Consider the following 12,699-nt stretch of genomic DNA (forward strand, 5'->3'; position numbering starts at 1 on the left):
ATGTTGTGCCGCTACTATGGAACGGATCTGGCAGCGGCTAGGTCTGTGGGACTGCTCAACGGCCTGTTCGAGACCGGGGACGGTGACGGCGTTCAGGGACCGACAAGCTTCCTCAACCGGTCGAGGTTGGCGAGTTGCTGGAGGGCGTTGTCGCGGTCGGCGGCGGTGAGGCCGAGGATCACCGCTTCCAGGGCGATCAACGTGGTGGCGTGCAGCGCGACCTGGTTGGCACGACCGCGCCGAGCCAGCAATACCACCGTGGCCTGTTGGGCGATGGCGCTGTCCTGCGTATCGGTCACCAAGACGACCCGTAGGCCAAGGCGGCGAGCCTCGGCCATCACGGCCTGAACTTCGCGATAGGGCTGGCCGTAGGCGAGCAGCAGGACCGCGTCGCCGGCTTGCAGGCCGAGAAGTTGATCGGCCATGGCCCACCCGGTGGCGTCGAGGAGGAAGCTGCGCCGTCCCGAACGTGTGAGCTGGAAAGCAAGATACCGGGCGAGGTGCGCGGAGGGACCGATCCCGAACACCCCGATGCGTGTGGCCGGGTGCAGGGCCGTGATCGCGGCGAGGATGGCGGCTCGCCCGGCTTCCGTCCGCAGCGCCTGCATCCCCTCGCGATGGGCGTCCAGGACCGCGTCGATGGCCTGACCCACGTCGTCCCCAACCTCGGCGAGGGTGCGACCCATGTCGGCCGCGGGCGTCCTCCGGTCGTCGAGACCGGCCGCCAGCGCCTGCCTGAGATCCGGTAGCCCATCGAACCCGAGCGCCTGAACGGTCCGGATGACCGTCGCGTCCGAGGTTCCGAGCTGTGCCGCGATCTGAGCAGCAGAACTTGCCACGGCGACCGCGCGGTTCTGGTCGAGGTAGCTCGCAACGCGGGCCAGGGCCGGAGAAAGCGACGGGGTCAGGCGGCTGACCAGAGCGCCGAATTCCTCTTCCATGACCGTCGCCTCCTCGCTCCGTTGGAGCCCAGACTGCCACGACCAATGTAGCGTTACAATCAGGAAACTTGACTCCGGTAGCTCAAGCTACAATTCTGTAGCCGAGCGATCCGCTCGTCCGTGGCCTATCGATTGAGGCGTTCGGAATGACAATCGACTGGATGCATGCGTGGCCGACAGCCCTCGCGGCCTTCCTCGCCTCCGCCGTCGAGTTCGTCGAGGCGCTGACAGTGGTGCTGGCTGTCGGTGCGGTGCGCGGCTGGCGAAGTGCGCTGACCGGCACCGCAGCGGCCCTCGTCGTCCTTCTGGCGGTCGTCCTGCTCTTCGGCCCCCTTCTGACCCGCATCCCGCTGGAGGACGTGCAACTCGTCGTTGGCGGCCTCCTGCTGCTGTTCGGGCTCCGCTGGCTCAGGAAGGCGGTGCTGCGGGCGGCCGGCGTCATCCCGCTCCACGACGAGGCCGCCGCCTACGCCAGAGAGACGGGCAGCCTGCGCACGGCCGGACCGCCCTCCGGTTCCTGGGATGCGGTCGCAATCGCCACCGCTTTCAAGATCACCATGCTCGAAGGCCTGGAAGTCGTGTTCATCGTCGTCGCGGTGGGTACGGGTGGGGTCGGCCTGCTTGTACCCGTCGCAATCGGTGCCGCGGCCGCGCTCCTCGCGGTGGTCGCGCTCGGGCTCGTCCTGCACCGGCCCCTGTCCATGGTGCCCGAGAACACGCTCAAGTTCTCAGTCGGGGTGCTGCTCGCCGCCTTTGGGACGTTCTGGGTCGGCGAAGGTCTTCTGTTGGCTTGGCCCGGTGGCGATTGGTCGATCCTCGGTCTGACCATCGGATACCTGCTCGTCGGCGCGCTCGCAGTCCCGCTGTGCCGGCGCCGCGCGTCGGCCGGTCCCACCCTGATCCTTCGCTGAGACGCTTGCCATGGATACCCTCAAGACCATCCTTCGCGAACTCGTCGGCCTGTTTGTCGACGACGTCGGGTTCGCCGCCGCCATCGTCGGCTGGATCATCCTGGCGTGGCTGCTTTCATCCCTCGTCCTGCCGCCGAGCCCGTGGGGCGCCATCCTGCTCTTCGCCGGACCCGGTGCGATCCTCCTCGAAAGCACCCTCCGGCGCGCGGGGGCACCCCGATGAGCCTTGAACGATCCGCTAAAACCGGCCGGCCAAGGGATACGACCCGTGGCGCGACGGAGCTTCTGCAATCGACCCAGGTCGGCCCGCGCCGGTCCGGCCGCCGCAAGCTCGTGATGATGGCCCTGGTCCTGTGCGTCGCCGGGGGAGTCGCCGCGCTCTACCGAGCATCGCCTCCGCCGCCGTCCACCGCGAGCGCCGCCGCCCCGGCTCCGGTCCCTGCCGTGACAGTCCAAGTCCGCAAGCAGGACGTTCCCATCACCCTGACGGGGGTCGGGACGGTCAACGCTCTGAACGTCGCCACCATCCGCAGCCAGGTTACGGGATACCTGCAGAGCGCTGACTACAAGGAAGGCCAGTTCGTCAAGCGCGGCGACGTACTCGCTCGGATCGACCCGCGCATCTACCAGGCCCGCCTGGAGGAGGCGCAGGCTCAGCTCGCCAAGGATCAGGCGCTGCTCGCCAATCAGAAGACCAACCTCGCCCGCAATGAACCCCTCCTGCAAAAGGGCTTCGCGACGGACCAGCAGGTGGTGAGCGAGCGGGCGATGATCGCGCAGTCCGAGAGCGCCTTGAAGGGCGACCAGGCTGCCATCGACTACGCGCAGACCGAGCTCGATTTTGCGACCTTGCGAGCCCCCTTCGACGGCGTGACCGGCATCCGCCGGATTGACATCGGCAACATCGTCAATCCCACGGACCCGGGCGGCATCGTCGTCCTGACCCAAGTCCAGCCGATCAGCGTGCTCTTCACTCTGCCGACCAGGGACATCGCGGCCGTGCAGGCCGCCCTGACGCATGGCCCAATCGCCGCGATCGCCTATGACCAGTCCGGCGACAGAAAGCTCGACACCGGCACCTTGCTGCTCATCAACAACCAGGCCGACCCCAAATCCGGGACGGTGCAGCTCAAGGCGATCTTCCCGAACGCCGAGCGCCAACTCTGGGCCGGCAGTTTCGTAAATGCCGAGGTGACTACCTCCGTTGAGAAGGAGGCGCTGACGGTCCCAACCAACGCCTTGCAGATCAGCGATAAGGGTCAGTTCGTCTATGTGGTCGGGGCCGACGACACGGTCGCGGTCCGGCCGGTCAAGGTCCAGCAGCGCACCCGTGGCGTCGCGCTGGTCGCGGAGGGCCTGAAAGACGGCGAGACGGTCGTGGTCCAGGGCCAATACCGGCTGAAGCCCGGCACGCGGATCACGCCTGCAACCCCGGACCAGGTCCCGGACGCCTCGGCGGGGATGCTGCCATGAACATCTCCTCCGGCTCCATCCGGCGGCCCATCGCCACCGGCCTGCTGATGCTCGCCGTCGTGGTGCTCGGCGCGATCAGCTACACGCTTCTGCCGGTCGCCTCGCTTCCGAACGTCGACTCGCCGACGATCCAGGTCACCGCGCAGCTGCCCGGCGCCGACCCGAAGACGGTCGCCTCCTCGGTGGCGACGCAGCTCGAACGCCAGTTCGGCCAGATCCCCGGCCTGACCCAGATGACGTCGAGCAGCGGCACCGGCTTCACCCAAGTCTCGCTGCAGTTCGACCGGAACCGGACCATCGACTCGGTCGCCTCCGACGTGCAGGCGGCGATTAACGCCACGCAGGGCCAGTTGCCGACAGCGCTCCTCAACCCGCCGACCTACCGCAAGACCAACCCGGCCGACGTGCCGATCCTGCTGATTGCCATGTCGTCGGACGTGTTCCCGATCACGACCGTGAGCGACTACGCCTCCTCGCTCATGGCCCAGAAGATCTCGCAGATCCCCGGCGTCGGCATCGTCGGCGTCGGTGGCCTGCAGAGCCCGGCCATCCGCATTCAGGTCAGCCCGGCTCAGCTCGCGGCTGAGAACCTCGACTTTGAGACGGTGCGCACCGCCCTCTCCAACCTCACGGTGCTGCAGCCCAAAGGGCAGCTCTACGGCGGCCAGCAGGCCGTGGCCCTGCAGACCAACGACCAGCTCACGACCGCGGCCGACTTCGAGGATGCCATCGTGGCCTACCGCGACGGGGCCCCGATCCGGGTCCGGGACATCGGCCGCGCGGTGAAGGCACCTCAGGACGTCACCATCGCGGGCTGGGTCGGCGAGAAGCCGGCGGTGGCACTCGCCGTACAACGGGCGCCGGGGGCCAACGTCATCGCGACGGTGGCGGCAATCAAGAAGGCCCTGCCGCAGCTCCAGGCCTCCCTACCGCCGGGCATCGACGTGAAGATCACCTCGGACCGGACCCAGACTATCCAGGCCAGCGTCAAGGACGTGCAGTTCACCCTGTTGCTGACCATCGCGCTCGTAGTCGGCGTGATCGCGCTGTTCCTGCGCAAGCTCTGGGCGACGGTAATCCCGGCGATCTCCGTGCCGATCTCCCTCATCGGCACCTTCGCGGTCATGTACGTGCTGGGCTACAGCCTCGACAACCTGTCGCTGATGGCGCTGACCATCGCCATCGGCTTCGTGGTCGACGACGCCATCGTCATGGTCGAGAACATCGTCCGCCACATCGAGGGGGGCGCCACGCCGATGCGGGCGGCGCTCGACGGGGCCGGCGAGATCGGCTTCACGATCCTGTCGATCTCGATCTCCCTCGTCGCGGTCTTCATCCCCCTGTTCCTGATGGGCGGCATCGTCGGGCTGATGTTCCGCGAGTTCGCCGTCACGGTGGCGGTGTCGATCCTCGTCTCGGTGGTCGTCTCACTGACGCTAACGCCGATGATGTGCGCGCGCCTGCTTCCCGGCCATGCGGTTAAGCCGCCCGGGCGCATCTCAGGCCGGCTGGAAAGCTTCTTCACCTGGCTCAACGACCGCTACGACGACGGCCTGAAGGTCGCACTGCGCCACCGCTTCCTGACCTTGCTGACCTTCTTCGGCACCATCGTTCTCACCGGATACCTGTTCTGGACGATCCCGAAGGGCTTCTTCCCGCAGCAGGACACGGGCCTGATCGTCGGCATCAGCGAGGCGGCCCAGGACGTTTCGCCCGCCGGCATGAAGCAGTGCCAGCAGGCCATCCTCGACATCATCATGAAGGATCCGGCCGTGGCGGATGTGGCCGGCTACATCGGCCCCGGCGGTCCGACCGTAACCGAGAACAACGGCCGGGTGTTCATCACCCTGAAGCCGAGCGAACAGCGGGACGTCACCGCCGATCAAGTTATCCGGCGCCTCTCGACAGCCCTCGACCAAGTCCAGGGCATGAAGGTCTACATGCAGGCCGCCCAGGACATCACCATTGGCGCGGTCGTCTCGAAGACGCAGTACCAGTTCACGATGACCGACATCGACCTGTCGGAACTCGACCTCTACGGTCCGAAGCTGCTCGACGCGCTGCAGAAGCTGCCCGAGCTGACCGCGGTCGCCAGCGACCAGCAATCGTCGGCGCGCATGCTCAACGTCGTGGTGGACCGCACTGCCGCCTCGCGCCTCGGCATCGACCCGGCTGCTGTCGACAACACTCTGTACGACGCATTCGGGCAAAGGCACGTCGCGCGCATCTACTTGCCGCTGAACTACTACTACGTCATCCTGGAGGTCGACTCGCACTATCAGCTCGGGCCGAATGCCCTGCAGCGGATCTATGTCAGGTCGCAGGACAACACCGCGGTGCCCCTAAGCCAGATCGCCAGGATCGAGATCGGCACGATGCCGGCGGTGATCAACCATCAGGGCCAGTTCCCGTCCGTGACGCTGAGCTTCAACCTCGCCCCGGGCGCCACCATCGGGGCCGCCGTTGCGGCCGTGCAGAAGGCGGCGGCCGACCTGCACATGCCGACTTCCGTCGCCACCGCGTTTCAGGGCAACGCCCAGGCGTTCCAGACCTCGCTCGGCTCGACGCCGCCGCTGATCCTGGCGGCCCTGTTCGCGGTCTACGTGATCCTGGGGGTGCTCTACGAGAGCACGATCCACCCCCTGACCATTCTCTCGACGTTACCCTCGGCGGGTCTCGGCGCTCTGGCGACGCTGATGCTGGTCGGGCGGCCCCTCGACATGATCGGCATCATCGGGATTATCCTGCTCATCGGCATCGTCAAGAAGAACGGCATCATGCTGGTCGACGTCGCCATCGTGCACGAGCGCGCCGGCGGGAAGTCCGCCGAGGAGGCGATCCACGAGGCCTGCCTGCTGCGTTTCCGCCCGATCCTGATGACGACGCTGTGCGCTCTACTCGGCGGCGTGCCGCTGATGCTCGGCACCGGCACGGGTTCCGAGATCCGCCAGCCGCTCGGCTACGCCATCGTCGGAGGCCTGCTCGTGTCCCAGGCGCTGACGTTGTTCACCACGCCGGTCGTCTACATCTACATGGACAAGATGAGGACCATGCTCGCCTCGCGACGTCCAGTCTGCCTACCCGCAATCCGGTGAAGGAACACAGCCCACTGCACTAAAAAGCCGCTCCCGCACCTACCGAGCCTCGACGCGGGACGACTTCTTCCGCCAGGATATGCCAGCACGAGGCCACTAGACTGCCTAGAAGCAGGCATTTTGTCTTTTTGAGTTGCGTCAGAAGCCAGCGCGACGATGACGTCGGCTTACCTACACTATCGTCCGGAAGCGAATCGGCAGAAATCCACCCTAAACGGCCATCCTGCTTCCGACCCAAGTCGGCCATTCAATGGTCGAAACACGGATCCCGGAAGCGGCCATTGATGGATCGCCGTCTTACGGACAGGGGTTGTATCGTGATCAACCCGAAGACAAGCTTTTGCCAAGCGGGACGTTCGCCTCAGCAGCGCCCGATAGAACATGATGGAGCAGCGCGGACCGCACCTTGGCTTGGCTTCCCGGGATTGTCCGGACCAACACCGCAAGCCGAATAGACACTTCCGATAAAGCCGTCGCCCCCAGGAACCTCGGGGTCCCTATGAGCAGGGTACTGAGCATCTCGTCGGCTTCGACTGCTGCAATCGCCGCCTCGATCACCGCGACGGCGGCGTCGTAGGACACGCCGTGCGGCACGTAGATAGGCACTTCCAGTCCCGCCCAGTCGCGGGAGAAGTTCGTGACAGCCTTGAGCTCGCCGAATGCGACCGTATGCAGATGCCCGTTGTCGTCGCGCAAACGTACGGAGCGCAACGAGAACGCCTCCACCTGACCCTGCAGGCTGCCACTCTCGATAATCTCACCGACCCGGAAGGCATCGTCCAGCAACAGGAAGAAACCGGCGATGATGTCCCGCACCAGCGCTTGCGCACCGAAGCCGATCGTCAGGCCGACTACGCCCGCACCCGCCAGCAGGGGCCCGATCCGCAGGCCGAACGTGGATGCTACGCTCAGGCCGGCCGTGACGACGAGCGTGACGAGCACGACTGTGCGCAGAGCGGGCAGGACCGTGGCGAGACGGTCCGCGCGCGGTTCGCTTCCGATGCGGGCAAGGCCGCGATCAATCAGGGTACGGGCGACCTGCCAAGCCAGGTCGGTTCCGAGGAGGATCAGCAGGGCGGACACGATCTCCGTCGTCAGCGGCAGTCCGATTCCATCGTCCGTTCCAAGCGGGCCTTCGACGAGCAGCAGAAGGGCCGCGATCAGCGCGACGTTGCGGGTCGCGCGCGAGACAATACGTTCCTCGCGCGTCAGAGCACCGGTGCGGTTTGGCCCGAACACGATGGTTCGCGCGATATCGCCCAGGGCCAGCGACAGGACCGGCGCCAATCCAAGCACCAGCACCGCCCAAGCGGCGGTCGACAGATCGGCTTGAGCCAGCAACCACGACGCTCCCGGCACGAGCCCGAGGGCAACCGCGGCCGGGCGCGGAGACCGTTGGTCGGTGGAGCGCAGGGACAGCACCACGGCACCGACGACGATCGGAGCTAGGATCACCAAGACGAGCATCGTTACGCTGGTGACTGCATCCGCCACCTTTTGATCCGCCCCTCCCAATCGCAGCAGTGTCGACAGGAGGAACCCAGCCGCCGCCGCGAGAGCAAGAACCGTGACCCCGTGCTGGGCTCGCCAAGCTGCGATCGTAGGCAGCCCGACTAGACGCAGCCGCGAGCCTCCCGGAGCGAACAGGAAGCGGCTAAAGACGCGCGCACTCCGGACGGCGACAATGGCAAGGAGTGCATCGAGAGCCATGACGCCCGCCACCCCCGGCGGGGCCGCGATGAGGTAGGTGAGGCAGGCCCCGGTCGCGAAGCTGAAGACGAGGCCCTGAGCGAACAGGAGACGCTGTGCCTGCGCCCCAAACCTCTGTCGGGCCGTTGCAAGGGGACTGTCGACGATCCGCTGCATCCAAGTCGCGGCCCAACGCCAGAACAGCCGTTCCGCAAGCCAGGCTCCGAACCAGAGTAGAAGCAGTCGGATGACGAGCGCGGAGAGCGTCGTTCGGTCGTCGGCAAGGAGCCTGGTAGCTGCCACTCCCGTTGCATCCGGGACACTGGGCGCCGTCGCTGCCAACTCCCTCGCCCGTTCACGAACGGCACGAAGGTGCTGGTCGACATCGCGGCCAAGACTGAGATTGCTCGGCCCGACTGCGGGGGTCTGCGCCCAAACTGCGGTTGTGGAGGTCGAAAGGGCGACAACAACCAAAAGGGATCGGAGGTGGGATCTCACCACGGCCAACGCACACGCATGGACTTCAGACCTGCTCCATGCCGCAGGATGGTTCGGACGTCACCTTTCCGGATCAGCACGCAGCCGCTCCTACACGAGCTTGGCTATTATGCCATCGGATCGGCCTAGATCGTGACCTCAGCGCCACCTGGATCGGCGCGGAAAGTCCAGGCGCCGCCGCTTCTGAAGGTTGAAGCCGTCCCGAACGTATCCTCCATGAACTGCATGTGCGTGACCTTACCTTCTGCCAACCTCGCAAAGATGGCGACCGGCGAGGTCAGCGTCTGGTCCATGACACGCGAGCGGAAGGTGCAGCTCACGAACACGGCGACCCGCTCATCGGAACCGAAGGCCTCCAGCACGTCGAAGGCCAGGATTTCCCAATGCCGATTGACGTTCACGAACGTCTCCACGATGGACTGCGCGCCGGTATGCGATCCGCACCAGGGCATGATCTGCTTCAAGTCGGGATTGTCGTAGTTCAACGACACGTAGGTGGCGTCGGGCGCCACCAACTCGGCGACCGTCGACGGATTGGCAGCATCTGCCAGGAGGGCCAGGACCGTTTCGACCGGTGTGCGCATCGTGTCTTACCCTCGTTGCTGCCGCGGAACGCGCCCGATGATCCGTGGCGGTCGGTGAGGCGAAAGGGATCGTGCCCTGTCAGGGCAGGACGACGATCTTCCCGCCGGCGCTGTTCTCCTCCATGGCGTGATGCGCCTCGGCGATCTCATCGAGCTTGAAGGTGCGGCCGACCTGCACGCGCAGGCTGCCCGCCGCGACCTGTTCCACGAGTTCCTGGAGTGGCGTGCGCATGAAGTCCGTGACGCCGCCATCGTAGGTTGTCAGGCACACCGCGCTCGGGATCACGTCCATCGGGCTGAAGTCCGGCAATGACCATCGGTCGCCGACCATCCCGGTCATGCAGACGATACCGCCGGGCTTGGCGCAGCGAAGCGAGTCCTCCAGCGTCGTCGCGCCGACCAGTTCGAGCACCTTGTCGACGCCGCCTGGGCAAACCTCAGAGACCTGCGCGGCTATCGCGCCGGTATCGACGAAGATCTGATCGGCGCCGTTGTCTCGGAGCATCTGCGCGCGATCGGCGCGGCGAGAGGTGGCCGCGACGTGGACGCCGTGCGCCTTGGCGATGGCCGCTGCGGCAAGTCCGACCGAAGTCGTGCCACCGCGGATGAGCAAGCGCTCACCGGGCTGGAGCCGCAAGGCGGTGAACAGCGAGCCCCAGGCGGTCTGTAGCATCTCCGGCAACGCGCCCAAGACCTCCCAGGACAGGTCGGTGCTCAAGGCCTGCACCTGCCCGGCCGGGACGCGGACGTATTCGGCATAACTGCCGTCGAACTTGCGACCCATGCCACCCATTGCCGTCGCGACCGTGTCGCCCACCGTGAAGGTGCCTTCGGGCGCGGCCACCACGGTGCCGACGGCCTCGATGCCGAGCACGCGCGGGAAAGCGACGCCCGGTGACTGGCCGCGGCGGGTGAACAGCTCCGAGCGGTTCAGGCCGAAGGCGCCCACCCGGATCAACACCTCGCCCGCGTGGGGCTCGGGCTTCGCTACCGTCTCGACCTTCAACACTTCCGGCCCGCCGGCCTCGCGGATGACCGCGGCTCTCATCGTTGCCATCGTCGTACTCCTGAGACGCACGTGTAGCGGACGCCGTTCAACCTTCGCCCTGCAAGAGGTTGGTGTTGAAGACGTACAGGGTGATCTTCCAGGCGCCATCGATCCTGCGCAGTACGAAGCACTCACGGTTCAGGTCGACGACCTGCTTGCCGTCTTCCAGCACCGTCGCTCCCTTGTGGTGGTAAGTCCGCACGACGGCTGTCTCGCCCTGGTCGTCGATGCCGGCGTAGCCGAACGTGGTCGTGAACCGGGCGACCCGGAACAGGGCCGCGTAGGCATCCCGCTTCTCCTGGAGCGTGGCGAAGGTGGGTTTGTCGTTCCACTCCGTGACGCCGTCGGGTGCGAACAGGTTCAAGATGCCGTCAGTGTCGCCGGCATTGAGGAACGTTTCATAGCGGTGGACCACGTCGTAGGCGACACGCTGCCCTGCCGCGACCGTCGGCTCGGCTGAAAACACGAAGGGCTCCCCGCTCTGATCCGCCGCATTGACCGATACGAGGGGAGTGCCGACGAGCGTCGCGGCAAGGAAGAGGATGCGCACGCACAAATGGACCGGCATGCCTTCATACCTCCGTTCGGATGAGGGCGCGGCGTGCGTCGAGGCTGAACCCGGTCGCGCCGGCGCGGGCGAGCAGCAGAAAGCCGCCGGCCATGGTGAGGTTCTTCAGGAAGTTGATCAGCTGGTTCTGGTCGGCGAAAGCAGTATGGAATATCGCCGCCGTGAGTAGGCACCACCCTGCCAGGCACAAGCCGAGCGGCCGGGTCCAGAGGCCGAGCAGGAGCAGCACGCCTGCGCCGATCTCGAAGGCGGCGGCCGGCCAGACCAGCATGGCAGGGACGCCATAGGCGGTCATGTAGCCCTGAGTGGCGGCAACGGCGGTGAGCTTGCCGATGCCGGACACCAGGAACAGGGCCACCATCAAAGCCCTGGCTGGTACGTCGACCCATCTCGGGAAGGCGGACTACATCGCACGATTGCTCCTGCTCATGTCGCGTACGCCATCCCGTGATCTGCCGATGGCCATAGGCATCATCACGATGCGGCTTCAGGCGGCCTTCACCGCGAGGGAACGCACTACGAGCGATTCAACCTGCCGGACTACCTTCTCGGCCGCGTCGGCTGAGCCAGCGTAGCTGAACACCACGTCGACGCCGTTCTCGGCCAGCAAAAGGACGATTGCCGCGCCGATGCCCCGGGAACCACCGGTGACGAGCGCAACCTTCCCGGAAAGCTTGCCGGTCATGCTGATCAATCCTGAATAGCCGAATTGGGGGACGGCTTCGGCGCTCACGACAACCGGGACCGACCCGTCCAATGCCCCGAGTCCGTTGGGTTGCTATGGCGCGGGAGGATCGGTCGGCGAGAAGCTGTAGCGGGCGATCCGCCAGCGTCCGTCGTTGCCTTTTTGCAGGATGAAGAGCTCCTGGTTCGCTTCGCGGGTCGTCTTTCCGGTGGAATGGTGGAGCGTCGACCCGGCCGAGTTCGTGCGCACGAACGCCCAGGTCGGGGCCATTGAGACGACCTCGACGATGTCGAACCTCACGTCGAACTTTAGCTCCTTAAACACCGCGTCGTAGGCCTGACGTACCGCCGCCTGTCCAACGAAGGAGGGCGTGTAAGGTGCCATGAAGATGCCGTCGGGTGTGTAGAGCGGCAGCACGTCGGCAGTCTGACCGCCATTTAAGGCGGAGTTATACGACGACAGCGCGGCGCGGATTGCGGCCTCGTCACTGGTGTCCTTAGCTACGGTCGTCGATGGACCGCCGAACGACTGCGCTATGCTGGCTTGAAACGGGATCATGGCAAAAGCAGCAAGGAAACAGGCTGCAGTCATACGAACCCTCATTCACGATACTCCGGCGTCTGCTTAGGATGCTCCATGAGTATGTGATATCGCATTACCCCATAAGCCGTTCATTTTGGGATGGCCTATCCCACATATGGGACAATGATGCTTGACCTGAATGCGCTCTTCATCTTCGCCAAGGTCGTTGAAGCTAACAGTTTCGCGATGGCCGCTCGTTTGCTGCGCATTCCGACTTCGACCGTCAGTCGGCGCATCGCCGAACTAGAGAGCCAACTCGGCGTTCGCCTCTTGGAGCGCTCGACACGGAGCCTGCGCCTGACCGACGTTGGGTCAGTTGTATTGGAGCAGGCGCGACGAAGCATTGAGATCAGCGATGGGGTGCTAGGCCTCGTCTCGAACCGGATGACCGACGTATCGGGTGTCTTGCGCATCGCGTCGCTGCCGAGCATCTCCGACACGCTCGTGGCTCCGCTGGTGGGCGCGTTCCAGGCGGCCTATCCAAACGTGCAGGTCCAGGTGATCGGCCCCCACAGGGTGGTCCAAGGTTAAAGTTAGTGCGCAGTAGGCCGCTCCACCACGGTTAGCTTGGCCGGCGGAGCTGGTCGGGCGAGCGCAGCCGGCCAAGCGGTGAAGGCTGGCATGA

Annotated in this window: 13 protein-coding genes; 5 read left to right on the plus strand and 8 right to left on the minus strand. The window is 65.7% G+C overall.

The features are described from left to right. Positions 1–92: 92 nt before the first annotated feature. Positions 93–941 (minus strand): MurR/RpiR family transcriptional regulator, encoded by an 849-nt coding sequence (locus MKK84_RS04325; RefSeq protein ID WP_243916817.1) that lies wholly within the window; start codon positions 939–941, stop codon positions 93–95. A 146-nt stretch (positions 942–1,087) separates the two neighbouring features. Between MKK84_RS04325 and MKK84_RS04330 the strand changes: the two genes are divergently transcribed. The 4 genes from MKK84_RS04330 to MKK84_RS04345 are packed head-to-tail and all read left to right on the plus strand — an operon-like array spanning position 1,088 to position 6,420. After that, complete coding sequence (locus MKK84_RS04330) at positions 1,088–1,852, plus strand: hypothetical protein (protein WP_243916818.1); 765 nt, start codon at positions 1,088–1,090, stop codon at positions 1,850–1,852. 10 nt (positions 1,853–1,862) lie between these two features. After that, the gene (locus tag MKK84_RS04335; protein WP_243916819.1) at positions 1,863–2,075 is read left to right on the plus strand and encodes a hypothetical protein; all 213 of its coding nucleotides are present in this window, start codon (positions 1,863–1,865) and stop codon (positions 2,073–2,075) included. After that, on the plus strand, positions 2,072–3,325 hold the full coding sequence (locus tag MKK84_RS04340) for an efflux RND transporter periplasmic adaptor subunit (protein ID WP_243916821.1): 1,254 nt from the start codon (positions 2,072–2,074) through the stop codon (positions 3,323–3,325). The genes MKK84_RS04335 and MKK84_RS04340 overlap by 4 nt, the downstream gene beginning before the upstream one ends. Then, positions 3,322–6,420, plus strand: a complete 3,099-nt coding sequence (locus tag MKK84_RS04345; protein WP_243916823.1) for an efflux RND transporter permease subunit — start codon at positions 3,322–3,324, stop codon at positions 6,418–6,420. Before MKK84_RS04340 ends, MKK84_RS04345 begins: the two co-directional genes overlap by 4 nt. A gap of 321 nt (positions 6,421–6,741) precedes the next feature. Here the strand turns inward: MKK84_RS04345 and MKK84_RS04350 are convergent, their stop codons facing one another. The 7 genes from MKK84_RS04350 to MKK84_RS04380 form a co-directional block, all read right to left on the minus strand. After that, complete coding sequence (locus MKK84_RS04350; protein ID WP_243916825.1) at positions 6,742–8,286, minus strand: mechanosensitive ion channel family protein; 1,545 nt, start codon at positions 8,284–8,286, stop codon at positions 6,742–6,744. Between the two features lie 446 nt (positions 8,287–8,732). Beyond that, positions 8,733–9,191, minus strand: coding sequence for a nuclear transport factor 2 family protein (locus tag MKK84_RS04355; RefSeq protein ID WP_243916827.1), 459 nt, complete (start codon positions 9,189–9,191; stop codon positions 8,733–8,735). Positions 9,192–9,270: 79 nt separating this feature from the next. Continuing rightward, positions 9,271–10,248, minus strand: a complete 978-nt coding sequence (locus tag MKK84_RS04360) for a zinc-binding alcohol dehydrogenase family protein (RefSeq protein ID WP_243916829.1) — start codon at positions 10,246–10,248, stop codon at positions 9,271–9,273. Positions 10,249–10,285: 37 nt separating this feature from the next. Further along, positions 10,286–10,807, minus strand: a complete 522-nt coding sequence (locus tag MKK84_RS04365) for a YybH family protein (protein WP_243916830.1) — start codon at positions 10,805–10,807, stop codon at positions 10,286–10,288. Between the two features lie 4 nt (positions 10,808–10,811). Further along, positions 10,812–11,171 carry a DoxX family protein gene (locus MKK84_RS04370; RefSeq protein ID WP_279599358.1) on the minus strand — a complete coding sequence of 120 codons (360 nt, stop codon included), beginning with the start codon at positions 11,169–11,171 and terminating at the stop codon, positions 10,812–10,814. A gap of 123 nt (positions 11,172–11,294) precedes the next feature. Beyond that, positions 11,295–11,492: an SDR family NAD(P)-dependent oxidoreductase gene (locus tag MKK84_RS04375; protein WP_243916834.1), complete on the minus strand. Its 198-nt coding sequence runs from the start codon at positions 11,490–11,492 to the stop codon at positions 11,295–11,297. Positions 11,493–11,585: 93 nt separating this feature from the next. Continuing rightward, the gene (locus MKK84_RS04380) at positions 11,586–12,083 is read right to left on the minus strand and encodes a YybH family protein (RefSeq protein ID WP_243916835.1); all 498 of its coding nucleotides are present in this window, start codon (positions 12,081–12,083) and stop codon (positions 11,586–11,588) included. Positions 12,084–12,200: 117 nt separating this feature from the next. Here MKK84_RS04380 and MKK84_RS04385 point away from each other — a divergent pair, with 117 nt between their 5' ends. Then, positions 12,201–12,605 (plus strand): LysR family transcriptional regulator, encoded by a 405-nt coding sequence (locus MKK84_RS04385; protein ID WP_243916839.1) that lies wholly within the window; start codon positions 12,201–12,203, stop codon positions 12,603–12,605. Positions 12,606–12,699: the final 94 nt, after the last annotated feature.

Source organism: Methylobacterium sp. E-065 (assembly GCF_022829605.1).
Classification (GTDB): Bacteria; Pseudomonadota; Alphaproteobacteria; order Rhizobiales; family Beijerinckiaceae; genus Methylobacterium.